We start from the raw sequence: 26,027 nt of genomic DNA on the forward strand, positions 1-26,027 counted from the left end.
GCCGCTCAAGATGAACACTTGAGCGGCCTGCTTGTTTTTAACTTCTACTACTAGTTAACTCTACTCTTTCTTCAATTCTAAATACGCCCTATTCTTCTGGTGTCCGGTCAATGATGAACTCCGTAACCTCGGTATAGTCGTCTCGCTTCACTTCTTCTTCGGTCGCATCCTCGTGAAGCATCTCATTACGATCCATCCCAGGTGCAACGGTTGGTTCTTCTTCATCTATACGTCTAGAATTCATGTTATCTATCATGATCACCACTCCTCTACCCGTTAGATTGCCGGATCGAGGTCATTTTTAAACCGTTTTTGTAAAATATTGTGGACGACCGTCCTCTGTTTGTTGGTACAAAACTACAAGCATTGTTCGGGAATCACGATCATTGTTATCCGCTGTCCCGCTCGCGCCTTGATGAATAACTTCTTCCAGATTGAAAGGAAGGACTTCAATCATCGCATGCTTCTGCAGCTCACGTTCTCCAAGTCCAAGTTCAGCGAAACCTTCAGAGAAATCGGCTTGCTGTTCCGCCGCTTGTTTCAAATGAGTTGACCACTCCGTTTTGTCCTGTACGAAATCCCACCAAATTTTGCGCGGCTTATATTTATGTCCCAGGAAATAATCGAATTTCATCAACCCCAAGATAACCTCCATACGCGGAGTTTGACGGTTCTCGAGGAACGCTGTCAGCCTTGTGAATAGATCCTCAAGCTGATGCCCAATTTTCTGCCAGCCTTGAGCTTCCCAATAATCTCCGAACTCCTGAAAGAAATCAAATGGTGATGTGAATTCATGTGCCATTAAATAATTAATTGTATGGTCCATCCGGTGGGCATTCCAATACTTCTCCAGTACATCCTCCAGACGTTTCAACTTCACAATGTCTGAGAAAGGCATTACATCACTGCCCAATATCTCATATGGTGCATGATCCATATACGTATAGTTGTATTTATGAGCATCAATTCGCATACCGGTACCACGTAGCATCTTCAAGAAACCGAGCTGGAGCTCTTCCGGTCCAAGGGCAAACACATCATTAAATGTTTTACGAAATGTATCATAATCCTCTAGTGGCAAGCCTGCGATCAAGTCCAGATGCTGGTCAATCTTCCCACTTGCCTTAATCATGTTAACGGTACGAGAAAGCTTGGAGAAATTCTGACGGCGCTTGACCAGCTGATTCGTCGGATCATTCGTCGATTGAACACCAATCTCGAAACGGAACACACCAGGAGGGGCATTCTCAGCCAGATACTCTAGCACCTCTGGGCGCATGATGTCAGCCGTAATCTCGAACTGGAACACACAGCCCTGATGATTCTCAATCAGAAACTGAAACATTTCCAGCGCATAATCACGTTTGATATTAAAGGTACGGTCCACGAACTTGATTAGCTTCGCTCCGTTCTCAATCAGATACAGAATATCCGACTTCGTCCGCTCAATATCGAAATAACGTACACCCACCTCGATACTCGAAAGACAGAATTGGCAGTTAAATGGACACCCACGGCTTGTCTCAAAATATACTACTCGCTTGCCCAGATGCGGAATATCCTCCGCAAACCGGTGCGGTGAAGGTAGATCACTCAGCTCGGCTTTTGGACGTGGCGGATTAATGATCACTTCATCGTTCTTCCGATAAGCTGTTCCGAACACAAGGTGATATTTGCGATCACCTTCAATCTCCTTCAGAAGATGGTTCAGTGTCTCTTCTCCTTCACCCATAATGATGAAATCGACGTTGTGCAATCGCTCCATCCAGTAGGTGGTATCATAGGAAACTTCAGGTCCACCCAAAATGATCGTAACTTCTGGCATTACCTTTTTCACAATATCAATGACTTTAATAGTCTCTTCAATGTTCCAGATGTAACAGGAGAAGCCGATAACTGATGGTTTTCGAACAAACAGATCAGAGACAATATTCATCACGGGGTCTTTAATCGTATACTCGGTCAACTCAATGTCGAAATCCTTCTCACTGTATGCCTTCAAGCAGCGAATTGCGAGGGATGTATGAATGTACTTGGCGTTCAATGTGGACAAAATGACTTTCATGGTTCACGACCTTCACTAAAATTATTCCAGGATCTATATCAATCGTATCGTATACGTTAATCCTTACTTATCTCTTACTTATCTCTTACTTATCGTTATTTCATCGATTCCATCTATTCATACCCAGGCTCATAATCATGATGGTCATCGCTCTCAGACTGTTTCAAGAAAAAATCGAGGAATGGCTTTCCATATTTACGGAATTTCACTTCGCCGACCCCTTTAACGTTCAGCATTTCATCCTCACTCTGCGGACAGACCACACTCATCTCACGCAAAGTCGCATCGTTAAAAATAATATAAGATGGCACGTGCTCACGGCTTGCCAGCTCGCGGCGGATGAGACGCAGTTGTTCGAACACCGTCTCATTAACAGCTGATGGAGAGGTATCTCGCTTCCTACCGCTTCGCTGTCCTGCAGATGTCTTGGATGGGCGCGGTACCCGCTGCATCACTTCACGCTGTCCTCTCAGTACCTCAGCTGCAGCACTCTGCAGTTTCACTACAGGATACTGCCCCTCGGATAGGGCGAGTAAACCTTCAGAGATAAGTACATTAATCGTCTCCGCGATTTCCTTCTCTGTTCGACTGGACATAACCCCATATGTAGGTAAACGGTCAAATCCGTATTCGAGCACTTTTTTGGCACGCGAGCCTTTCAGCACCGATGCGACCATCGATACGCCAAAGCGTTCACGCATTCGGTGGATACAAGAAAAAATCTTCTGTGCGTCCACTGTAATATCAATCAGTTCGCGATCGTCTGTGCAAGAGCTACATGTTCCGCAGGGCTTATCTTCATGTACTTCACCGAAATAATCGAGCATCGCACTGCGGAGACAGCGTGTCGTATAACAATAGTCGATCATCTGCTGTAACTTCCGGTATTCATTGTGCTTTCGTTCGGAATCCTGAGGATTCTGCTCAATTAGAAACTTCTGAGTCATAATATCCTGTGCACTAAACAACAAAATACATTGACTCTGCTCGCCATCTCGGCCTGCACGACCCGCTTCTTGAACGTAGGACTCCATATTTTTCGGCATGTTATAATGAATGACATATCGCACGTTTGATTTATCAATCCCCATACCAAACGCATTGGTTGCGACGATTACCCGGATATCATCATACAGAAAAGCCTCCTGACTGGAAGCACGCTCTGCGTCACTCATCCCCGCATGATAACGTCCTGCCGACAATCCTTGTTGCTGCAGACGCTGACACAAATCATCGACTTCTTTACGTGTGGCAGCATAAATAATACCGGACTCATGCGTATGTGATACAGCATAATCCAGTACGTACTCTCGCTTGTTCTCCCCTCGTAGAACAGACATTTCCAGATTATCACGTCCAAGGCCTGTGACGAACACTTGCGGATCCTCGAGACGAAGAAGCCGCTGCATATCCTCCATGACCTCTGGTGTGGCAGTAGCCGTAAAGGCTGCCAATATCGGACGATCCGGCAGGCCTTTCACAAAAGGAGCCACTGACAAATAGCTCGTCCGGAAATCATGTCCCCACTGAGATACACAGTGTGCTTCATCAACAGCTACGCAGGATATCTGAAGCTCTGCCATCTCATCCCTAAACCAGTCTAACTCTAACCGTTCTGGAGCTACATACAGCAGTTTCAGCTCGCCCCGCTTCGCCGCACGGATACGATCATTCACTTCTTTACCGCTGAGTGTACTGTTAATAAAAGCGGCTGAAACCCCAGCTGTCGTCAAGGCATCTACCTGATCCTTCATGAGTGAAATCAGCGGAGAGATAACGAGGGTTAATCCCGGACGCATCATCGCCGGAATTTGATAACAGATCGATTTACCTCCACCTGTAGGCATAATACCGAGCGTATCGCGGCCTTCCAGAAGGCTCGACACAATCTTCTTCTGCCCTTCACGGAAATCGGGATAGCCGTAATACTTCTGCAAATATTCCCGCGCTGTATTTAAATCCATCGATTCGGAATAATCCAAATTTATCATATTAAAACTCCTAACTCTCACCTCTTGGTTCTTAGCACTACACTTGGCAACATGTTCTCTATCCTTTCAGTTTACCGATGTTTTCTTCAATGGGCAACCAATTCAACTAAGTTCGAAAGTGCCCCAAGCGTGAATACATGGAATTGCCCGCCAGTGCATGGTATAGTTGACTCTGAAATCAACTTCAGGATGGAGAATGACCATGGATAACAAACGTCGTCCCGCCAAGGGACCTAAATCATATAAACAACCGAATACACGCTCATCCGCATCACCAGAGCAAGGCGCAGACTATCAAGCGAACAAACCTCGTAAATCTGAAGATAACAGACGAAAATCTGGAGGGCGTCCTTATAAGGCCGGCTCTGGTAAGCCAACCTCTAAACCGGTTCCGGCTAAAACCTATACGGTAACAGAACCAGCAGAATTGCTCACGTTCCTACTAAACAACATTTCCAACTTAAGCCGTAACTCAATCAAGTCTCTTCTCGCTCGTGGACAAGTATTCGTAGATGGACAAGCGATCACGGCTTACAATCACGCTCTTGTTCCTGGTCAGATGATCTCGCTCAGTAAAGATAAAGCAGCGGACAAGGTGGAGCTTATAGGTCTATCTATTCTACATGAGGATGATGACGTCATCGTTATTCAAAAAGATGCCGGTCTTCTATCCGTAGCTTCCCCAAAAGAGAATGAGATGACAGCTTACCGTCAGTTAATGGCGCATGTTCGGAGTCAAAATCCAAACGGACGTATCTTCGTTGTTCACCGTCTTGACCGCGACACCTCCGGTGTCATGATGTTTGCCAAAAGCGAACAGGTACAGCAGGCACTTCAGAACAGCTGGCAGGACACGGTGAAGGAACGCACCTATATTGCTCTTGTTGAAGGAGCCGTTAAGAAACCAGAAGGTACGATTTCATCATGGCTAAAAGAAAGCAGCACACTGAGAATGTACTCGAGTCCTTATCCAAATGACGGCCAGCACGCAATCACCCATTATAAGACCATCGAATCGAATCGAAACTACTCCCTGCTCGAAGTCCATCTGGAGACGGGACGCAAAAATCAAATTCGCGTACATATGGAAGACATCGGTCATCCTATTGTAGGTGATAAAAAATACGGATCGAAATCGAAAATCATCGGCAGGCTCGGTCTTCATGCCAATGTTCTTGCCTTCATCCACCCAACCGACGGTCAGCTTATGCGATTTGAGAGCAAGGTTCCGAAATCTTTCATGTATCCGTTTCGTCAGATTCAGTCATGAACGACAGTCATACTGAAACAGTAGAAAAAGTCATTATGTATATGAGAGAACATCTGAATGAAGATATTACTACGAGACAGCTCGCTAATTATGCTGGCTATAGTCCTTACCACTTTTCTAGAGTGTTCAAATCCATTACCGGCATCTCGGTCCGCCAGTATCTTTCAGCCTTGCGGATCGAGTCCGGCAAGGCTTATCTATTGAAAGAGCCGTCGATGCTTGTCAAAGTATTGTATTCAATCGGATTTACCAGTATGGGATCTTTTCTTACGAGGTTCAAGCAATTTGTAGGCCAATCGCCAAAACGGTTTCGAGCCTCTTCGGAATCTCTTTACAGCTACGTAAATCAGTATGAGTCTACACCACTAGCCCTACCTCAGGAGCAGGAACGTCTGCTCCCTAGCATAAGATGTCAGATAACAACGCCAGAGTCATTCCAAGGATTGATCTTTGTAGGTTTATTCCCCCGTCCCGTTCCTGATCAGAGACCTGTTACCGGGACCGCGCTGAATTTTCAGAAACGAACATGCCAATTCTCCGGTATTCCACACGGAACCTATTATTTGCTAGCTGCCGGTATTCCTTGGAGCATGAATCCGAAGGATTATTTCCTGCTTGACCGCTCACTGCGGGGGAAGTATGAAACTTCTATTTTGGTTGACGAAACAACAGATATGGACCTGCAACTAACACTGAGGGAGCCATTTCCCTTCGATCCTCCAATTGTCGTCAACCTTCCACTTTTATTATTCGAACAAGATAAAAGAAAAAGCGCAAAGTAGAAGAATTTCCTGCTTCTGTTTCCAGTTATAATCTCAGTATAAGAAATCGAAGCTGATTCTATCATGGAGGGAGTAGGGATTTATATGGAATCACACTTCTGCATACAGGCTGGGAAAGTTCCGATGACTGGTTACGAGCTAGAGAGTGGCATGTACAGGCATGGGAACAGATGCTAAGGAGCTTGAAATCCAATATCGAATCTGGTGAAGGTATGCTTTGCTGCGAATAAAGGAGACTTTAGAATATGCTCAACATTTGTGTTATTTCCATTAATGTGACCCATATGAAAACGGCGGTAGCCTTTTATTGCGATATCCTCGGATTTCAAATCTCCACCGTATACGATGAGGATTACATTATCGGGTTAAAGAATGAGCACATCCCTCTCATTCTGAACAAGGTTGATACCATAACAAAGGTGGATTATCCACACGAAGCCCAAGTCGTTCTCGGTATTCAGACGAATGATCTGAAAGCTTCCATTGCAGATTTCAAAGCTAGAGGAATTGAGGTTCTTTTTGATACGCCTCAAGCTTGTCCGCCGGGTACCTACAGTGCGATCAGAGATCCTTTCGGAAATGTCATAGAGCTGCTAGAATTTGCGGGGGATTAATACGATGATCTATGAAATGACGATCCAAATACGAGGCGGTCAGAGGTTCCCGTGAGGTGGGCGACCTTTACTGATCCGTGGGGAAATCGTTTGGGACTGTTTGAATATCTCAATGAAGCAGATAAAACAGAGCGGATTAAGAATATGCTAAAGGTCACGAAAGCATTTGTATAGTAAGGATGAAAAAGGAACAATGTTGAATGTATCACGCCTTTGATTAACTATATGATATTATTGCTATTGAGACAGCCTCCACGGTAAAAAAACTGTGGAGGCTGCTTTTTATCTCAATCCAGCTTATTACTTTTGGCTAAGAGGACAATAAGCATTATAATGATAATATCAAATAACTAAAGTCATTCATTGATGATCACATACGAATTTCATATATTAAACACTTTAATCGTTCATCATGACTCACAGTATTTAGGAGGATTATATTATGGCTAAAGCTAAAGTTCCCAAGAGACCGACACGGGACGAGTTTGTACTTGAAGAGCTTGGAAATCAACTCTCAGAAGCATTTCAGGAGGAGTCAGAGATCGAACTCACGGTGTGGGGTTGGGAAGAAGCCGTTAGAGGGCAGATTATTAAGATGGATTCAAGGACCGGTCGAGTTCATGTAACTTCAAGAGGAGAGATCCTGAAGGTACCGTTTATGGACATCATGGCAATGAATTATCCTAGAGACTAGAGATTAATAACGAAATCATAACATGCCGTAAAGGCTGATCCACGACAATGTGAGATCAGCCTTTTTTTTTGAATTTTTCTTCAATCCCACCTGTTAAAGACGAAGAGGAATCGGGTAAACACATCATATCTGCATGAATTCGATCCTCCAAGAGTAAGAAATCAGATCCGTGGAAAAGATAGGAACACCATGGGATTTAAGACAAACTTGATCATAAGGGGAAATGGTATATGAGAGCAGAATCAGAACAGCGTATTACCCTGCATGGGTTCAACAACCTTACGAAATCACTTAGTTTTAATATGTATGATGTCTGCTATACAAAAACTAAAGCTGAACGGGAAGCATACATTGAGTATATCGATGAACAGTATAACGCCAAGCGTTTAACTAAAATATTGAAAAATGTTTCCGATATCATCGGAGCACATGTGCTTAATGTTGCGCAGCAAGATTATGTGCCGCAAGGTGCAAGTGTTACGGTACTCGTCTCCGAGGGTCCTGTCATCGAGGTACCAGAAGCATCTTATGATGAATCTCCTGGTCCATTACCAGATAATGTGGTTCTACAACTGGACAAAAGTCATATCACCGTTCATACGTATCCCGAGTATCACCCGGATGAGGGCATCAGTACTTTCCGTGCGGATATCGATGTATCTACTTGCGGAGAAATTTCACCTCTTAAAGCACTGAATTATCTCATCCATTCTTTTGATACAGACATCATGACGATCGACTACAGGACTCGTGGATTTACGCGGGATATCAACGGACAAAAGCTGTTTATCGATCATGAAATCAGTTCGATCCAGAACTATATTCCAGAAGATGCTCAAGAGTTATATGACATGATCGACGTCAATGTGTATCAAGAGAATATTTTTCATACCAAATGCAAGCTCAAGCAATTCGATCTCGACAATTATCTATTCGGCTATACGAAAGACAAGCTTTCGCCACAAGAACAGCAAGAAATTACGGAACGTCTTAAGCTTGAAATGGCTGAGATCTATTATGGGAAAAATATGGACCGGAGCTATTAATTGTCCACACACGTGATAATAGTCTTCCTACCTAAAACAATGAGGCGGGGCTCACCGGAGTCCTGCCTCATTGTTTTTTCTACAGTCTCTTTCCTATACCAACGCCCATTTTCGCATACAGGGTTGAAGCATAATTTCTAACTGTTCCCCACCGGAGAGATAAAGCTTCATCGCTATCGTTGATGTGCATTTCCCCCTTGAATATCCACACGTTCCTTATAATATGGAGATACCAAATATGTCTTTCCAGCTTGACTAACCAATTCAGTCCCACTTGTCAGCCCCGCATCTCGCTCCGCAAGTAGGTCCACAAGCCGCTGCCTCCATTGCAGTAGCAGCTGCTGAGCATCCTCCTGATCCACTAGGTTCCGGCATTCGCCCGGATCATTACTCAGATCGAATAATTGCTCACTGTGTAAGCGCGAGAACCAAATATATTTGGTCTTACCATCTGTGAGATAATGCATCTCCTGTTCATCCGAATAACAGGAGCAGTGTTCCCCATGAACGAATGCACGCCACCTCTCAACGCCTTCGGCTTCGTCTTGACCCCTCATCAGTCCTACCATACTTCGTCCATCCACAGATTTCGGGATATCCAGTCCAGCGACATCCAATATTGTCGGCATGATGTCCTGCATTGTAACCGGCGCATCAACCCTAGCTTTAACCGAACCATAACCATTCGGAAGCTTGACGATCATTGGAATATGAGCTGAGCCTTCGTAACCGTACGTTTTGCGCCAAAGATGATGATCACCGAGCATATCCCCGTGATCGGATAAGAAGACAATCATCGTGTTACCGTACAATCCAGCTTTCTGTAAGTACTGAATTAAGCGACCAATCTGATGATCGATATGATGAATTAGACCATAGTAGCCTGCCCTAGCTCGCCGGATTTCATCGGGCTTACGCACACCACGCCATGCAACAGGGCTTACCGCATCTGCAGGCTTATCATGAATATCCGCCCAGTCTCCAATAGTCGGCTTGGGCAGCTGTTTATTGTCATACAGTTTGAAGTAAAATTCAGGTGCATCATAAGGGGAATGCGGCCTAGCGAAAGATGTTTTCAGAAAGAACGGCTTACGTGGGTCTCTCCGCTTAAGAAACTCGAGCGACTCAGTCACGGTCCAATTCGTCGGATGCATGTATTCGGGTGCATGGTAAGGCCTTGCCATCCACGAATTCCAGTGAATACCATGCTCAACGTAATCATAGGGGCCTGTCTTGTTACGGTCGAACCATGCCCTATAATCGGATACAAAACCGGGGTCTTCCACGCGACCGGACTCGTCCAGCAATGTATGATGAAATCCATTTAATGAGCGTTGCGGGTAAAAATGCATTTTTCCGATTCCCTGCGTATGGTATCCCGCATTTGCCAACTCCCCGGGAAGCGTACTTTTAAATCCGTTCTCCATTGGACCTTGACCTGCTCCCATGCCAAGTATTCCAGTGTGCCACGGGTCCATCCCCGTAAGTAAACTCGCTCTTGCCGGAACGCAGGACGGTGACGGTGAATAAGCGTTCTCGAACACCGTACCATCAGCAGCCAATGCATCCAGATTAGCCGTTTCAATCACTTCGTTACCATAACAGCCCAGTGTATCCCATCGCTGCTGATCTGTCATGATCAGCAATATATTAGGTGTTTGCGTTATAGACATATTCACGCCTCCTCTACCATCTTCACGAAAGCTCCATCACCAACCTCATAACAATTACGCATGGTGAAGACGAGGCATTGGCATCGGCTCTTTGCCCATCTCAGCCATTAAGAAGCAATGCATAAGTTTTGCTTTCAGTTCACTGTACCGTGGGGCATCCCACAGATTACGAAGCTCACCAGGATCGTCTTGCAGATCAAACAGCTCTCCGTATGGCCGCTCGTAATACACCGTCAGCTTGTAGCGTTCATCGACATACGTTTTGACATGCATCAAGGTCGGCTCGTTGCGATTCTCACAGATGATGTGATTTCTTGCAGCAGATTGTTTCCCCTGCCATACCTGGCTCTGATCTACACCTGTCATCGTACGTGGTACCTTTCCACCAGCAAACGATAAGAATGTTGGTGCCAGGTCGACGAGCGACTGCAGCGCTGATTCGGTCTGCCCTGCCGGAACCTTTCCGGGATAGCGAACGATAAACGGCAGCTTCAGTAGGTCTTCATAATGGAACGCTCCCTTAAACTGTAAACCATGTTGACCAAAAAAATGACCATGATCTGTCGTATAAACAACGATCGTATCCTCTGACAGACCGAGCTCGTCAAGCTTATCTAGTATTCGTCCAACATACTTGTCCATAAAGCTAATCATGCCATAATATACCACCATATTCTGCTGCTGTTTCTCACGGGGAATAAGGTGTGTATATAAGCCATGGACCCCTTTACCAGTTTCCTGATATAAAGAGTAATCCGGATGCTGCAGCTGTGTCATACCGAAATGCGGCGGATTCGTATCATGCTCACCGGGATGCAACTCGGGTAAAGTAAGCTTCTCTGGATCATACATGGAATCCCAAGGCTCCGGCACCAGATATGGTGGATGCGGATCGGGAAAGCTCGCCCATAGGAAAAAAGGCTCTTCGCGATCAGCGTAACCTTCCATCAAATCATTCGTTCGTTCAGCAATCCATGCATTGTAATGATACTCCTCTGGCAACGACCAGCGATGCTCTGCTGCAGGGTCAAGGCTGCCTGTCGGCTCTGAATAATGCGCTTTCCAATCGAATCCCTGCTCTTCCATCCAGATCGCGTAATGTTGACCTACCAAATGCTCATGAGCATGGTTTCGCAGCATTTCCGTATGATCGAATCCATAGAACGGTCCGGTGAAATCCCGCCAAAAATCAAGATCCTGAAGCTGTGGAACCGCCTCGACGGATGGATATTCCTCGGTCGATATTAGAGGTTGAAAATGCGCCTTACCAATGAGTGCAGTCTGGTATCCTTCGGTCTGAAGGGCCTCTCCAACTGTGGGGATATTCTCGGACAGTTTGGTCCCAAGCGCCCAAGCTCCATGCTGACTTGGATACATGCCCGTAATAATGGATGAGCGGCTAGGCGTACAAGTTGGATTTGGGCAGTAAGCGCGCGAAAACACCGTACCTTCACGTGCAAGACGATCCAGATTCGGTGTTGAAATTTCATTGTTTGATGCACCTATGGTGTTCCAGTGCTGCTGGTCACTTGTAATCAACAGAATGTTTGGTTTTTTGGCCACTCTCGTATAACCTCCTCTGTTTAAATCGGATATCCCTCATATTGCGGGTATCACACGCTCTCCTGAAAAGAAAACAAAATTCAAGTTATTTATGATACCGCTTTCATAAATAATTGCGTCTCTTTTGCATTTTCAAAACACTCATAGATTATCTTTCGTAGTAATCCTGTCCTGTTTATCATATCGGTGCGATCATGAGATGAAAAGAACAAATTTCAATTTTACTAAAAAAGAGACACCCTTTTCGCTAAAGTTGTAGCAAAAGTAAGGTGTCCCTTCCCTATCCATTTAAAATTGCACACTAAACCCCTTAAACCGATGAATCCCCGTACCGTGACGAATGACATCTTGCTCCCGCAGCTCTTTAACCGCCACTTGCACCTCCAGAAGTAATTCGGGTTCCAGTCCAATGGTGTTATGACCGCCAAATATTTTGTTTACTCCATTTAGCCGAGCGATTCGTTCGAGTGAGTTCACCAACTCCTCCGGATCAGTTGTCGGATAGAAGGCATACACCGGCGTCTCATCATATAATAGATCTCCCGTGAAGAGATAACCGCGGCTCTTATCAAACAATGAGATATGTCCCGGCGAGTGACCTGGCGTATGAAACACCGTCAGATTACGGTCTCCCAGCTCAACAACATCTCCATCATGGAGTAGACCCGCCCCTTGTCCCTGATATGGTTTATAGGTTTTCGGATCGAATGTATCGGGCACCGGCCTTGTAATATCCCGGGATATATCTTTTCGAATCTGCTCAATACTCAGCTTCTGAATCCCGTTTACGAGCCAATCCTCTTCCGCTTCATGCACATAAATTTTCTCGAATTGACCATGACTTCCTATATGATCTGCATGGACATGCGTCGTAAGCACCTCAATGGGTAAGTCGGTAAGCTGATCGGTCATTCGCTTGATCTGATCGATGCCAAGACCTGTATCAATAAGTGCAGCCTTATCGCGCCCGATTAACAGGTAAGAATGGACTTTCTCCCAGTGGCCATATTCGCTGATTACGAACGTCTCATTGTCAATTTTGGACACTGTAAACCATGCATCATCAATTACGATTGGGTAGTTGTTCATATGTACTCCTCACGATTCAAGATTCTGTACTAAGGGAATTTTTAGATTGAATTATTACGTCCGCACCATCATCAGGAAAGCCGATAAGTGATACATAGTAGCTCTGATTCACCCCGATCTCGCTTGCTTCACCATTTTCAGTCTTCTTCTCAAAATGTTTATCCACTAGAGCCTTAAACTCTTCAATGAATGTGGTGAAGCTCTCCTCACTTCCTCGTAGGGAATACATAGCAGCAAGGTTCTTCCTCATCGTCTCATGCTTAGAACTCAGTGCAAAAGATGAGGCCGGCGCATTCATGAGCTTCTTTCTCGTTGTCTCTATTGTTTCCATGAACACCTGTCTGGACGTTTCGATTAAATCCTCACTCGGAAGAAGATGATCCTCTGGAATAAAGCGGCTTGCTACCGCACGATAATATTTCTGAACGATACCGTTCTTTTCTTCCTTCCTGACGACTTGAATTACTTCATGCTTCTCCAGCTCTTTCAGATGAAAATAGATATTGTTCCGGGTAATCTCCAGCATTTCAGCCAGCTGTTGACCGGTGTATTCATGCTTCACTAGATTCATTAAAATTTTGGTTCGCAGTGGGTCTGCGATAGCCTTCAGTTGTTCATGAGTTTTGATGTAATACACTCCAGTCATGGACACTTTAACACCTCACATTAATTTACCGGTAAAATTTATTTTACTGTCAAGGAACATATTACCACTCTACTTTTATACCAGTCAATCGAATAATCTTCTCGATGAAACAAACAAAATGCGCTATGCAGTTTCCTCAGCCTTACAGGGTGTGGTATATTATCCACAATCATGTCATGATTTTACTCATTACTGTCAGAAGGAAGTGTCTGAATGTTCGATCCAACCATATTCGAAAATTTGAAGGTTGCGGTGGAAAATGTAGTCTATGATCTGGATAATCTAGACGAGCGGATTATAGTCACGGGCCGAACAGACCAGATGGATATGGCTATTATGTCACGAGCTTTTACGCTCAAGTTCGATCTTGTCCCAAAGACAGGAGCTTCCGCTGAAATCCGGATTGAAGCTTTTTTGAAAGATCTAGCTGCCGAAATATTAGAATTGCCGGGTGAACAAGCAGGATGTGCTTTATCACTTCGCTTCTACACCAAGGTTACGAAAATCCCTGAGCAGTGCCGGAGAATATCGAATCTATTGCAGGTCATCTGGGAGCCACAGGTCGAGCCCGTTCAGACGCTTAGCTGTGTTTATAGCGAAGACCCCCTCGTTTACAACAATACAATTGAACTGAAATTCCCTCACAAAATCAATGAAGATAACATGTCGGACATCCCAAACCTTGTGGAATATATGATCCGAACGCTTGAAGAACTAGCTGATATAACCTAAGTTGGTAATGAACAAATGCACAAATAAATCGCCCTTTATTAACGTAGAAGTATTGAAGAAACTACGCTTGATAAAGGGCGATTTGTAATCCATATTTTAAAAGCTAATCCGAGATTCTTAACGATTCGCAGCTTGAATTGTCAGTCTGACCTCAATATCCGAAGGATCTTTCACATAATAATCCCCATCACGCTGCTCAAGTGTGAGCCCTGCATCACGAATTCTGCCACTCACAGCTTCAAGCTCCTCAGCATTAGGCAGAACGACAGTAAAATAGTTGATGCCTACCGCATTACGTGGGGTATTCGGTACACCGCTTCCTGCCCACACATTCAAACCGAGATGATGATGATAGCCTCCAGCTGAAATGAACAATGCTGCGCCGCCATAATGAGCTGTCAATTCAAATCCGAGAACATCACAGTAAAATCGCTTCGCTTCATCTAGATTCGATACATGGAAATGCACATGCCCGATAACCGTTCCACTCGGAAGACCATTCCACTCCTTGCCTTCGGATACAGCTAGCAAACCCTCTACATCCACTGGATCGGTAGCCATTATAATTTCACCTTTAGCATCCCGTCTCCAAGTATCACGCGGACGGTCTACATAAATTTCAATCCCATTATTGTCCGGATCACTAATATAAAGAGCTTCGCTCACTAGATGATCCCCTTGCCCAACCGGAATATTGTGTGCTACTAAATTGCGAATAACGAGTCCAAGACTCTCCCGATCTGGTACAAGAATCGCGAAGTGATACAGACCTGCTGCCGTCCGTTCAGGCTGTACATTCAGACCCTCTACCTCTTCAAGTACAAGTAGCGTGGTTTTACCATCTGCTGTCAGTTCCGCTACTCTCCCTTGTTGACGGAGCATTTTCAAACCAACGACTTCTGTATAAAATCGCACGGACGTTGCCAGATTGCGGATACGCAATGATACTTGTCCAAGCTCTGTGGACGGATGCAATACTTCTGACATACTTATCACTCTCCATTTTCATATCGAATAAATTTCATCTATTCACACGATTGATCAACGCTAATATCATCAACATGTAACCTAATTAGTTACAGGTTGTATGTGATAATTATAGTTACAGAGAAAAAGAAAGTCAATGAAAACTAAACGGTAACCGTCATTAAGTTTCTTTGCCTTCCTTTCAACTAGGTGTCCGTTCGACAATCCTGTTCCGCAATACTTTGAACAATGTCTTGCAAGGTAACTTTACTCAGCACACTCTCCATTGCATGCTGAGCGAGTGAGAATACGGGTACCACAGCATCATGGATATGTTTGCCGACCAGACATTTTTCATTAGGCTGCTCATGTACTGCAAACAGATTGTTTTCCTGTACGACATGGACAGCATGGTATATGTCTAGCAGCGAAATTCCCTCTGCTTCTCCCTTTAGCTTCGCTCCTGCAACACCTGGACGCACCTCTACAAGTCCAGCCTTGCTTAGCATACCTGTAATTCTTCGGATGACTACCGGATTGGTATTGACGCTCTCTGCGATATATTCTGATGTGCTGATCCCTGTCTTATTCATTTCAAGTACCGACAGGATATGAATAGCGACGGCGAATCGAGTGCTAATATTCAAAGGTAACATCCTCCATTTCTAGATCATTTCATTTACCTCGTAGATTGTAACTATGATAGTTACATCTACCGATGAAGTCAACTCATATCACTACTGTAACACTCGATACGAAGGAATATAAATAGGCCGGGACAGATGCCCGGCCTGAAGTTTATTCCGCTTCTCTAGGAGTTTAAAACATCGGAAACACATACCTGATAAGAAAATACAGAAACCCGAAAAAGATAATCAAATAGGCAACATACTTGATGAGTGTAGAGGCAACCTGGCTGGAATCATTACGCTGCTCAACATTACGTGTTTCTACCTCAACATGATCTTGGTTATGGCGGGAATTCATACTTTCCACCTCCCTTTCTCACCCTGCTTCGTGCAGGAGATCGGTTTCAGCTGTTTGTTAATCTTTACACGTAACAACGGAGATTGAACCATCCCACTTGGCCATCTGTCACTTGATTATTTACAGCACACCAATGAGTACAGGAAGAAAGATAAATGAAGCTAGTGTTGTCCACAAAATACACATAGAGACCAGTCTCGGCGCTGCATCATACTGCTCTGCAAGAATAACCGCATTTACAGCCGCAGGCATAGCTGACAGGATTAGAATAACGGCAAACAAAGTACCCTCCACCGATAAGGCAGCCAGAATACCCCAAGCAACAAGGGGGGCCACAACCATACGCATAACCATTCCTGACCAAAATCCTCGGCGAGAGACCCGTGATATTTCACCACTACTTTGCACGCCCATCATCTGTGCTCCTAATATGACAAGTGCTAATGGAGCATATGCAGCAGACAGCATCGATATGCCCGTCTCTAGACCTGCCGGAAGTGATGCATCCGTTATTCGCATCAAGACAGCAAGTGCCGCCGCATACACCGAAGGAAGTGTAAATACGGACTTCACGGCTTTTATGGCAGAGAAGTGAGATCTTGCTGCCAGATACACACCAAGTGTGTTAATAATAATGATCTGCACAATCACATATACGGATGCTTTGTCGAGCCCCATCTGCCCGAAAGCAAGTAGCACTAAAGGTAAACCATAATTCACGCTATTGGTGAACATGGTTGTTAGACCGAGCCCTGAGCGTTCGGGCTGGGAGAGCTTTAGCATTTTTCCGACAGCCCCGCACAGCATCCAGAGAATAATGACGTTGAGAATACAGAAAGTAATCGTGACCGCTACATCACCTGAGGTGACCGATGCTTTAGCCAGCGTCTCAAATATGAGCGCAGGGCTCATGACATATAGCGAAAGTGCAGATAATGTTTTTGTCTCGAGCCCTTTGAAGCGTTTCAATAACCCTCCAGCGATAACAGGTAAAGAGATCGGAAGGAAGACGCTGTACAGTGTAATGAAGAAAGAGGATATCATGTGAACTATGTACTCCTTAACCAAGAATGAATTTCTTATTATGTCTCTCCCATCGTATCGTATTTGTTAGCATTTCGTCCAAGACAAGGTAGCTATAGATGTTATAGGCCCTCTCTATTCCCATACCTATCAATTCATTTCTTAAGTCATTCCAGAGCGAATGCAAGCACAAAAAAAGACCAAAGCTCTCATCAAAAAGAGGAACTTATAGCCCTTTAATGTCTTACTATTTATGAAGAAATTGCACGTCCAACAATGACCAGATCCCGCTTGATCCCATCCAGTTCAGCCACACGCGGAAGCAGCCCCCACTGTTCAAACCCGAATTTCTTTAACAGTTTCAGGCTCGGTTCATTATGACCAAAAACAAAGCCAACTAGGTTACTTACATTCAGCCTTGGACATTCCTCCAACGCTTTCTCAATCAGGATGCTTCCAGCCCCAGTTCCACGATATTGTTCATCCACATAAATACTGATTTCAGCCGTTCCCTGATAAGCAGGACGCCCGTAAAAAGATTGAAAGCTCATCCAGGCAGCAATTTGACCGTTCACTCGCATGACCCATAATGGCCGCGAATCTGAACGATGGTCCTCGAACCAGGGAATGCGGCTCTCAAGCGTAACAGGCTCCAAGTCAGCGGTGACCATTCTGCCAGATATAGTGGAGTTATAAATATCAATAATAGCCGGTAAATCTTCTCTATTTGCATAATCAATCTGATAACGAGGCATTGCCATGTCATATTCCTCCGAATGGTGAAGTGATCTGTATGCTTATTTTACAAGAGGTTGGCATGAAACGCATTCATCTTTTTTGAGCGCTACTTATCCTTCGATTAGTTCACAAAAGTATTACGTACCCGCTTCGAACGGAGGAAATACGGGATCCAGACACAAGCGTATAATATGGATCGGGAAATTTCCTTCGTTGAGTTGGCGTCTTCGATCTGATCAACCAGGGAAATCTGTTGTAACAATGAGTAATCCACTGCCACTAGAAGAATATTATAGACTAACATGATAATAACTAATTTTGGAAGCATACTTTTTTTGGCATATAACATGACCAAGATAAGAATAATCAGCAACATAGAAATGATATTGCCCACCGTCTCAAAAATAATAAGCGGCTTCCATAACGGGTCATACGCAACGGAAGACGGATCGGTCAATGTTTCCCAAGCTTCCGAACCATAAATAGGGATAATGTTTACAATTATCGTTATGATGCCTAATAACAACGAAGTATACAGCGAAAATTGAAAAAAACCTAGCCAGCCTCCGAGTCCCTTTAACGACTTATCAATCGTAATCGCATGATTCGGTCTGGAATTAACTTTCACTTGATCCGGATCCACAGTCTTCCCCCTTGATTATTCATATTTTGTAATTATTTCCTCAAGTATTATATATCAGATGTAAATCGAAAAGATACTCTGACTTTACATCACTCCATGAACGAGCTACGCTTATATCATATAGCCATGCGAACAAAACGAACAAAGCAGAAAGGGATGTATTAAATCATGACTACAAGATTAGATCAATTAAATCAAGCGATGTCCTTACATAGATGGGATGTCTTACTTATAACAGATCCTAAGCATGTATATTATCTAACAGGGTTTGCCAGTGATCCACACGAACGTTTTCTTGGGTTGCTCTTGCAAAACGGAGAGGAGCCTGTACTTATCGTTCCAGCACTTGATGGTGATGCAGCGGCTGCGGCTTCGTCCATTAGCAACATCGTTACGCATCAAGATACCGATAATCCTTATGAATTGCTCCGCAAACAGATTAAGGGCTCCATCAGAACGATGGCTCTTGAAAAAGATCAGCTGACGGTGTCTCGGTATGAACAACTCCAACACTTCCTATCTGCACATTCCTATTCAGATGCAGGTCAAGTACTGCGTGATATGCGAATTCGAAAATCAGAAGATGAAGTCAAGATCATGAAACGAGCGGTCGCTCTAGTAGAAGATGTCCTCTCCCAAGGTCTAAAACAGGTGAAGATCGGAATGCAAGAGATTGAGCTTGTGGCCGAGCTTGAATATCTGATGAAAAAACTAGGGGCTGACGGCCCTTCCTTTGATACCATGGTGCTCACGGGTACGAATACCGCTCTGCCACATGGCGTTCCGGGATCACGGAAGATCGCGGAAGGTGACCTGCTTATGTTTGACCTCGGCGTGTTCGCTGGCGGATACGCATCAGACATTACCCGTACCTTTGCTGTCGGACAGATTAGTTCAGAGCAGGAGCGTATCTACAACACGGTACTGGCGGCTAATGAAGCAGCCATCTGTGCTGTAAAGCCTGGTGTCACTTATGGATCGATTGATAAAGCAGCTCGATCCGTTATTGACGAAGCTGGCTATGGCCCTGCATTCTTGCATCGTCTAGGCCATGGTCTCGGTATGGATGTACATGAGTACCCTTCCATTCATGGACTTAACGAGGAGCTGCTTACTAGCGGTGCTGTCTTCACGATTGAGCCAGGCATTTACGTTCCAGGCGTTGGAGGCGTGCGGATCGAGGATGATGTCTTCGTAACTGATAACGGTGTAGAAGTGCTAACTTCGTTCCCTAAGCAGCTTACCGTCTTGGGCTAAGCTGCCATATGCAGCAGGAGGCGACCATTCCCCGGAGATGAACAGGGAGCGGTCGCCTCTTCTTTTGGGTCTATGATTTCGAATCATTTCCGGAATAGAGCAGTATATTTAATAACCAGTGATAGAATGAGCAGGCTTATCAAGGATGAATCTATGATTCGCACAACAGCGATGCCATAACTCCTAATCGATACATCATCTATGAGATACCAGATACCTAGTATCCATATCGTTAGGGAGAATAGTACAAACCAAAACACCAATTTCTGTTTCGGGGATACTTCCATTACATTAGATCTCTTTTGAGATGAAGCTCTGTAAATCATGTAAGCAAGTATGATAGATAATCCCACAAGTGTACTTCCATGCTGTAACAGCTTATATACCGGAATATCATAGCCGGCGATTTGGAATGTGTGATCTAAGGCTGGGATTCTCGTAACCATGAATCCTTTCTGATGTGTGAATGCATCCCACACGACATGCGTTACCATTCCCAGGATCGCAGAGTAGCCAAAGACGATTACCCTCAAAGCACGGCTCGAGTCTACTTGCCGAGTACTACGGTCCTGAATCACATTCGGTAAGTAACTGACAAGCGTTTGATGAATGAGAAAATGATAAATACAATAAATTAACACAACCATGGGAAGATTAAGGATTAAAAACCCACTAAAAGTATGCCCTATTTCACCCAAAGGTTGCCCTCGCAAAAAATACTCATAATCTGGAGCCATACTCCCTAGAACAAGCGCGGAAAAATGAACGTATTTACTCTTTCTCGAAAACGGCAATACGATGGCAGGATGCGCAAAGGTTAATGGCATATGAGTCTTCAACCCCTATTAATCTATTACACTGTTCTTACAACGAACAACGACACCTCAAGTCTAACATAAGTCATCTAAGAAGATTTAATCATTAAAAGAAGCCGCCCCCTCCTGGGTGCGGCTATGTCCTTATTCATATTACGTCTGCATCATATCAATATCTTGATTACGATCCTTAAATACGCCCTGATCTACTTCTTTCATGACTTTACCTGTAATCACACCGGCAGTCATCGATCCGTTGACATTGAGTGCGGTCCGTCCCATGTCGATCAGCGGCTCGACGGAGATCAGCAGACCTGCCAGAGCAACCGGCAGATTCATAGTGGACAGTACAATCAAGGAGGCAAAGGTTGCTCCTCCCCCTACACCAGCGACACCGAAGGAGCTAATCATAACGACTACAATCAAGGTAAGTATAAACATCCAATCCGTTGGATCAACACCCGCTGTAGGTGCTATCATCACCGCCAACATCGCAGGGTAAATACCCGCGCAACCGTTCTGTCCCATCGTTGCTCCAAGGGATGCAGATAAATTCGCAATGCCTTCTTGTACCCCCAGCTTCTTGTTCTGCGTCTGTACACTCAGTGGAATCGCTGCCGCACTTGAGCGGGATGTAAAGGCAAAGGTTAGTACTGGCAGTACCTTGCGGATATACACCATTGGGTTAAATCCGAATAGAAGGAGGAGAAGCATATGAATTATAAACATAACAATTAACGCGACATAAGATGCCAGGACAAAATCAACGAGATCGAGAATGACTTGCAGATCTGTTCCTGCAATCGTCTTAGCCATTAGTGCCAATATTCCATATGGTGTCAATCGAAGGATTAAAGTAACCATCCGCATCACAACTGCATACAGTGCCCGGATCATACCTCGAAACGTTTCGGCTTGCTCCGGATGTTTTCGATCCAAACCAAGCAAAGCGACACCAATAAAAGCGGAGAAGATAACAACCGCTATCGTAGAAGACTTACGTTCTCCTGTCATATCCGCGAACGGATTCGAAGGAATGAACTCCAGAATTTGCTCGGGTAGCGTCTGGTCTCCAACGTCTCCAAGCTTATCTTCGAGCAACAAGCCCTGCTCATGTTCTGCGGCGCCCGCTTGTATATTTTCTGCTGATAAATCAAAGGTAAGCGTCGTCGCTATTCCAACAGAAGCCGCAATACCCGTGGTCAGAAGCAGAGTAGCGATGATTAGCCCACTCATTTTACCGAGATTTCGTCCGCCCTTCAGATTCATAATTGCCGAAATAATCGATACCATAATGAGTGGAATTACCATCATCTGCAGCAGACGTACATACCCGTACCCGACCAAGTTAAACCACTGCGATGATTTCGCAATAACGTCAGAATCTGCTGAAAAGATAAACTGTAAGATCGCGCCAAACAGCACACCAAGACCTAAGCCGGCAAATACCCGCTTCGTAAACGAAAAGTGCTTCTTCTGCATCCAGTACAATATGCCAATAAGCAGAAGAAGAACAAGGACATTCATGACAATCCAGACTGTTTCCACGCCCGATGCCTCCTCTTGTTTAAATGCATTTTGCATAAAATCTAAAGATCGATTTCTAATACAAAATGGTGAAGTAATTGCTACTATTCATTTCCAAACGCAAACCCACTTAAAACATTACCCGTTAAATCCGATCTGTTATCTCTTTTTTATAAAAAGGTATGCTACATGCATACAAAAAAGACGGCTATCTGCCGTCTTAAAATCTCTTATTATGAGGAATAATATACATCTATTCGTTTGGTCTTCCACGATTAGCTGTCAAGAGTACTTGTGGAGCACCATTCTCTGGGTGCATAACAAGAGCAGGATCGACCCTAAAAACTTCACGTATGAAATCCTCTGTCAATACTTCAGACGGCAGCCCTTGCCCAGCAGTCTTTCCATCTCGAAGTACCAGAAGTTGATCACAGAACTGTGCAGCTAAATTCAGATCATGCAGCACGCTAATGACAGTAATGCCCGAGTCTTTACGCCACTCTGCTACCATATTCATAAACTCCAACTGGTACCGTATATCCAGATATGTCGTTGGCTCATCCAGCAGCAGAATTGCAGGCTGCTGAGCCATTACTTTTCCAAGGGCTGCACGCTGACGTTGTCCTCCACTAAGCTGGTCCAATCTTCTCGATTCTAAACGGTCTAGCTCCAGTCTATGAATAATCCGATCCAGCAAAGGACCAGCATCCACTCTCTCTCGTCCTAACCAGTTCTGAAATGGAAAGCGCCCCATCTCCAGGACTTCACGTACTGTAAAATCTGTCGGAGCAAGGCCTTCCTGCTGCAGTACAGCAACCATTTGCGCCAGTTCTTTTCTACTGTAACTAGCCATTTCTCTGTCATGTAGCAGCAATTGACCTGTTGTAGGCATTTCCACCCCAGACAAAAGATGCAGCAGTGTCGATTTACCGCTTCCGTTCGGACCGATAATTCCCCACCACTCTCCTTCACGGACACTCCAGTCGATCTCCGATACTGCATTCAAGCGTTCATATCGCTTGCCTACATTGTGAAGTTTGATCATAGGGCTCCCTCCCTACGCTGCTTTTTATTAAGGTACAGCAAATAACCAAAGAATGGAGCTCCCACAAATGCGGTTACAACCCCAATCGGAATTTCAGTAGGTGCTAGCAAAGTTCTCGCTGCCGTATCCGACCAGACCATGAAGATCGCCCCGCCGAGTGCCGATAGTGGAATAATAATTCGATAATCCGAACCTGTAACGAGCCGAATCATATGAGGTACGACTAGTCCAACAAAACCTATTACTCCGGACACCGACACTGCCGCAGCGGTTAAAAGCGTAGCTACAATAAGAACACTCATCTTCAGGCGATCCACATTAAGCCCCATATGGGCTGCTTGTCTTTCGCCTAGTGATAGCAAATTCAGCATCCGTGCTCGGCTCCACAAAAAGATAAAGCATACAATAAAGTAAGGGAATAGCACCGTTATGTACGACCACCCCCGCATGCTTAAGCTTCCCATGGTCCAGAATAAAATATCCGTTAATGTATCCTTTGACATAACCGTCAAGAATGAAACAGCCGCACCTAGAAACGACTGCATGATCACACCTGATAGTATTAGTCCATGCGTCGGAATTTTTCCATTATCTCTAGCGAGTAACAGTACGATCCATAGCGTAAGAATACCCGTCAGAAAAGCAACCAAGGGCAACGTCCAAGCTCCAGCGAATGCATATTGCAGTCCGTAGAAGATTAGAAACGCAGCTCCGAGTGAGGAACCGGACGATACACCCAGCGTGAATGGATCCGCAAGAGGATTTCTTAGAACACCTTGAAATGCAGCACCAGCAACTGCAAGTGAGGACCCAACCAGCATGCCGAGCAAAATTCGGGGAAGACGTACCTTCATAATAATCTGCTCCGATGCGACCTCCCAGTTCGGTGTGATAGAATCACCAATCCATGGAAGTTTGTGTAGCAGCATCGCACCGATCTCTGTAACGGGTAAATGAACCGCACCAATGCCAAGACTGACCACGAGTGTAAGAACTAAGAGAATAAGCCCTGTCACTGCGTACACCGCAAGTTTTCTACTCATGATGTTATCCGTACTGGATGGATTACTATCACTAATTGTTTCAATCGATTTCTCATCAGTTTCTCTCCTATCCCGTGTATGCAAGCGCCGAAATGACTCGTATCTCTGACAGGCACCCTATAATTCACCATAAAAAACCCCTGATCTCATAGAGAATCAAGGGCTACGTTTCGGAGATAATGAACTTTATGAACTAAAAAATGAGCTTATAATAAAAGTCTACTCGTCCAAAATAGTTCTGCCAAACGTAATCCTTTCCTCGAAGGACCGTCAGATTCATCATGCGAAGCAGGTCTCCTGACTTACAGGTTGAAATGATACCTCCGCCTTCCCGAGCCTTACTAGGTCAGTGGCAATTATGGAGGATATCCCTGATTCACAGTGGCGGGACCGTGCCGGATTTTAACCGGCTTCCCTTTTAACCCAGAAGCAGCCCTGTATTTAGGACTGTCTTTCCAGGACATCGCATGCAATGAGTATTCTTTTTTTGCTTAGCCAAGCATACTTCTCTGTTGACGATTATATGAAATATCTACTCCGCTTACAACCTAGAAATTCACATATGAAGTTAATCATACAGTTTGGCATAGAATTTTAAGCGTTACCGTTCCCCATCATAGCATTTATCACCCATCGCTCACAGAACCTTTGCTCTAGAGTCAAACATTGGTTTACAATAGATTTAAATGTATTACATTAGACAAGAAACCACACGGAGGCGTACATAATGCTGTTTATTGATAACCAGGGAATACATGATCCAGCCATAAATCTGGCCATTGAGGAATACGCATTGAAACATTTACCGATGGACGATAGCTACCTGCTCTTCTACATCAATCAACCATCGATTATTATAGGCAAACATCAGAACACAATTGAAGAAATTAACCAAGAATATGTGCGTGATAACAACATCCAAGTTGTACGACGTTTGTCAGGCGGGGGTGCCGTATATCATGATCTAGGAAACCTAAACTTCAGTTTTATTACCAAAGACGATGGGCAGTCCTTTCACAATTTCTTGAAATTCACACAACCTGTTATCGATTTCCTACAAAAAATGGGTGTCCCTGCAGAGCTTAGCGGACGTAATGACCTTCAAGTTGGGGAGAAAAAGATTTCAGGCAATGCACAATTCTCCACACGAGGAAGAATGTTCAGCCACGGAACACTGATGTTTGATCTCGATTTGGATCACGTACAAGCTTCACTTAATGCGAATCCAGAGAAGTTTAAATCAAAGAGTACAAAATCAGTCCGTAGTCGTGTAGCCAATATCAAGGAACTTCTCGGAGCTGACGGAAACGAGATGACCATTGAACAGTTCCGCGCTGAGCTGCTGCGTTCGATCTTCGGTATGGAACCTGATCAGGTTCCTCAATATGTACTAGAGGAAAAAGACTGGGAGATCATTCACCAAATCTCCAAGGAGCGTTACCAGAACTGGGATTGGAATTATGGCCTATCGCCAGAGAGCAATGTGAAGCATGCAAAGAAATTTCCTGTGGGTATCATAGACATCCGAATGAACATAAAGGATGGGCATATCCAGGAGATCAAAATATATGGTGACTTCTTCGGTGTTGGCGATGTAGCGGATATCGAGAATGCACTTCGCGGCAAACGTTACGAGGAGCGTGAAGTTAGAAGTCTTCTTACTTCCATTAATGTAAAGCATTACTTCGGTAATCTTGAGCTGGATGATCTCATCGGTTTGATCTTCCTGGAAGAATAACCGGAATGACTGGATCATCAGAAAAGCCTTGCTCACAGGGAATGACTCATTCCCTGTGAGCGAGGCTTTCTCATTAATTT

25 protein-coding genes and 1 riboswitch are annotated in these 26,027 nt (G+C 44.6%); of the genes, 8 read left to right on the forward strand and 17 right to left on the reverse strand.

Annotated features, from left to right (window positions below):
* Positions 1 to 88 precede the first annotated feature (88 nt).
* The 3 genes from AC3WJJ_RS14235 to recQ form a co-directional block, all read right to left on the reverse strand.
* Positions 89 to 256 (reverse strand): hypothetical protein, encoded by a 168-nt coding sequence (locus AC3WJJ_RS14235; RefSeq protein ID WP_492541544.1) that lies wholly within the window; start codon positions 254 to 256, stop codon positions 89 to 91.
* A 45-nt stretch (positions 257 to 301) separates the two neighbouring features.
* Entirely contained in the window at positions 302 to 2,065 is a 1,764-nt protein-coding gene (locus tag AC3WJJ_RS14240) for a B12-binding domain-containing radical SAM protein (protein WP_492541546.1), read from the reverse strand.
* Positions 2,066 to 2,178: 113 nt separating this feature from the next.
* Complete coding sequence (gene recQ / locus AC3WJJ_RS14245) at positions 2,179 to 4,056, reverse strand: DNA helicase RecQ (RefSeq protein ID WP_492541548.1); 1,878 nt, start codon at positions 4,054 to 4,056, stop codon at positions 2,179 to 2,181.
* A 202-nt stretch (positions 4,057 to 4,258) separates the two neighbouring features.
* On the opposite strand from recQ, the gene AC3WJJ_RS14250 reads away from it, so the two are divergent.
* The 5 genes from AC3WJJ_RS14250 (at position 4,259) to speD (ending at position 8,462) form a co-directional block, all read left to right on the forward strand.
* Complete coding sequence (locus tag AC3WJJ_RS14250; RefSeq protein ID WP_492541550.1) at positions 4,259 to 5,326, forward strand: RluA family pseudouridine synthase; 1,068 nt, start codon at positions 4,259 to 4,261, stop codon at positions 5,324 to 5,326.
* Positions 5,323 to 6,108: a helix-turn-helix domain-containing protein gene (locus AC3WJJ_RS14255; protein ID WP_492541552.1), complete on the forward strand. Its 786-nt coding sequence runs from the start codon at positions 5,323 to 5,325 to the stop codon at positions 6,106 to 6,108. The genes AC3WJJ_RS14250 and AC3WJJ_RS14255 overlap by 4 nt, the downstream gene beginning before the upstream one ends.
* Before the next feature lie 245 nt (positions 6,109 to 6,353).
* Positions 6,354 to 6,722, forward strand: coding sequence for a VOC family protein (locus AC3WJJ_RS14260; RefSeq protein ID WP_492541554.1), 369 nt, complete (start codon positions 6,354 to 6,356; stop codon positions 6,720 to 6,722).
* 442 nt (positions 6,723 to 7,164) lie between these two features.
* Positions 7,165 to 7,416, forward strand: a complete 252-nt coding sequence (locus AC3WJJ_RS14265) for a YolD-like family protein (RefSeq protein WP_492541556.1) — start codon at positions 7,165 to 7,167, stop codon at positions 7,414 to 7,416.
* 230 nt (positions 7,417 to 7,646) lie between these two features.
* The gene (gene speD / locus AC3WJJ_RS14270) at positions 7,647 to 8,462 is read left to right on the forward strand and encodes an adenosylmethionine decarboxylase (RefSeq protein WP_422658031.1); all 816 of its coding nucleotides are present in this window, start codon (positions 7,647 to 7,649) and stop codon (positions 8,460 to 8,462) included.
* Positions 8,463 to 8,635: 173 nt separating this feature from the next.
* On the opposite strand, the gene AC3WJJ_RS14275 is transcribed toward speD, so the two are convergent.
* From AC3WJJ_RS14275 to AC3WJJ_RS14290, 4 genes are all read right to left on the reverse strand, one after another.
* Entirely contained in the window at positions 8,636 to 10,135 is a 1,500-nt protein-coding gene (locus AC3WJJ_RS14275; RefSeq protein ID WP_492541558.1) for an arylsulfatase, read from the reverse strand.
* A 54-nt stretch (positions 10,136 to 10,189) separates the two neighbouring features.
* Positions 10,190 to 11,698 (reverse strand): sulfatase family protein, encoded by a 1,509-nt coding sequence (locus AC3WJJ_RS14280; protein WP_492541560.1) that lies wholly within the window; start codon positions 11,696 to 11,698, stop codon positions 10,190 to 10,192.
* Between the two features lie 288 nt (positions 11,699 to 11,986).
* Complete coding sequence (locus AC3WJJ_RS14285; RefSeq protein WP_492541562.1) at positions 11,987 to 12,787, reverse strand: MBL fold metallo-hydrolase; 801 nt, start codon at positions 12,785 to 12,787, stop codon at positions 11,987 to 11,989.
* Positions 12,788 to 12,803: 16 nt separating this feature from the next.
* Positions 12,804 to 13,433, reverse strand: coding sequence for an ArsR/SmtB family transcription factor (locus tag AC3WJJ_RS14290; RefSeq protein ID WP_492541564.1), 630 nt, complete (start codon positions 13,431 to 13,433; stop codon positions 12,804 to 12,806).
* Between the two features lie 213 nt (positions 13,434 to 13,646).
* Between AC3WJJ_RS14290 and AC3WJJ_RS14295 the strand changes: the two genes are divergently transcribed.
* A complete protein-coding gene (locus AC3WJJ_RS14295; protein WP_492541566.1) occupies positions 13,647 to 14,165 on the forward strand; it encodes a hypothetical protein in 519 nt (172 codons plus the stop codon).
* Positions 14,166 to 14,282: 117 nt separating this feature from the next.
* On the opposite strand, the gene AC3WJJ_RS14300 is transcribed toward AC3WJJ_RS14295, so the two are convergent.
* From AC3WJJ_RS14300 to AC3WJJ_RS14325, 6 genes are all read right to left on the reverse strand, one after another.
* Entirely contained in the window at positions 14,283 to 15,152 is an 870-nt protein-coding gene (locus AC3WJJ_RS14300) for a VOC family protein (RefSeq protein ID WP_492541568.1), read from the reverse strand.
* A 185-nt stretch (positions 15,153 to 15,337) separates the two neighbouring features.
* Positions 15,338 to 15,778 (reverse strand): Rrf2 family transcriptional regulator, encoded by a 441-nt coding sequence (locus AC3WJJ_RS14305; protein WP_492541570.1) that lies wholly within the window; start codon positions 15,776 to 15,778, stop codon positions 15,338 to 15,340.
* A gap of 172 nt (positions 15,779 to 15,950) precedes the next feature.
* Positions 15,951 to 16,118 carry a hypothetical protein gene (locus AC3WJJ_RS14310; protein ID WP_422658039.1) on the reverse strand — a complete coding sequence of 56 codons (168 nt, stop codon included), beginning with the start codon at positions 16,116 to 16,118 and terminating at the stop codon, positions 15,951 to 15,953.
* A 120-nt stretch (positions 16,119 to 16,238) separates the two neighbouring features.
* Positions 16,239 to 17,162 carry an AEC family transporter gene (locus AC3WJJ_RS14315; protein ID WP_492541572.1) on the reverse strand — a complete coding sequence of 308 codons (924 nt, stop codon included), beginning with the start codon at positions 17,160 to 17,162 and terminating at the stop codon, positions 16,239 to 16,241.
* Positions 17,163 to 17,392: 230 nt separating this feature from the next.
* Positions 17,393 to 17,902, reverse strand: a complete 510-nt coding sequence (locus AC3WJJ_RS14320) for a GNAT family N-acetyltransferase (protein WP_492541573.1) — start codon at positions 17,900 to 17,902, stop codon at positions 17,393 to 17,395.
* A gap of 98 nt (positions 17,903 to 18,000) precedes the next feature.
* Positions 18,001 to 18,522, reverse strand: a complete 522-nt coding sequence (locus AC3WJJ_RS14325; RefSeq protein WP_492541575.1) for a DUF2569 domain-containing protein — start codon at positions 18,520 to 18,522, stop codon at positions 18,001 to 18,003.
* 168 nt (positions 18,523 to 18,690) lie between these two features.
* On the opposite strand from AC3WJJ_RS14325, the gene AC3WJJ_RS14330 reads away from it, so the two are divergent.
* Positions 18,691 to 19,779 (forward strand): M24 family metallopeptidase, encoded by a 1,089-nt coding sequence (locus tag AC3WJJ_RS14330; RefSeq protein ID WP_492541577.1) that lies wholly within the window; start codon positions 18,691 to 18,693, stop codon positions 19,777 to 19,779.
* Positions 19,780 to 19,862: 83 nt separating this feature from the next.
* Here the strand turns inward: AC3WJJ_RS14330 and AC3WJJ_RS14335 are convergent, their stop codons facing one another.
* From AC3WJJ_RS14335 to AC3WJJ_RS14350, 4 genes are all read right to left on the reverse strand, one after another.
* Entirely contained in the window at positions 19,863 to 20,606 is a 744-nt protein-coding gene (locus tag AC3WJJ_RS14335) for a DUF4184 family protein (protein ID WP_492541579.1), read from the reverse strand.
* A gap of 141 nt (positions 20,607 to 20,747) precedes the next feature.
* Complete coding sequence (locus AC3WJJ_RS14340; protein ID WP_492542055.1) at positions 20,748 to 22,121, reverse strand: L-cystine transporter; 1,374 nt, start codon at positions 22,119 to 22,121, stop codon at positions 20,748 to 20,750.
* Positions 22,122 to 22,374: 253 nt separating this feature from the next.
* Complete coding sequence (locus AC3WJJ_RS14345; RefSeq protein ID WP_492541581.1) at positions 22,375 to 23,166, reverse strand: ABC transporter ATP-binding protein; 792 nt, start codon at positions 23,164 to 23,166, stop codon at positions 22,375 to 22,377.
* Positions 23,163 to 24,209, reverse strand: coding sequence for a FecCD family ABC transporter permease (locus AC3WJJ_RS14350; protein WP_492542057.1), 1,047 nt, complete (start codon positions 24,207 to 24,209; stop codon positions 23,163 to 23,165). Before AC3WJJ_RS14350 ends, AC3WJJ_RS14345 begins: the two co-directional genes overlap by 4 nt.
* 270 nt (positions 24,210 to 24,479) lie before the next feature.
* Positions 24,480 to 24,690: riboswitch (cobalamin riboswitch) on the reverse strand.
* A 246-nt stretch (positions 24,691 to 24,936) separates the two neighbouring features.
* Between AC3WJJ_RS14350 and lplA the strand changes: the two genes are divergently transcribed.
* Positions 24,937 to 25,947, forward strand: coding sequence for a lipoate--protein ligase (gene lplA / locus AC3WJJ_RS14355; protein WP_492541582.1), 1,011 nt, complete (start codon positions 24,937 to 24,939; stop codon positions 25,945 to 25,947).
* Positions 25,948 to 26,027 lie beyond the last annotated feature (80 nt).

The sequence above is a fragment of the Paenibacillus sp. FW507-14B1B genome (assembly GCF_058781425.1).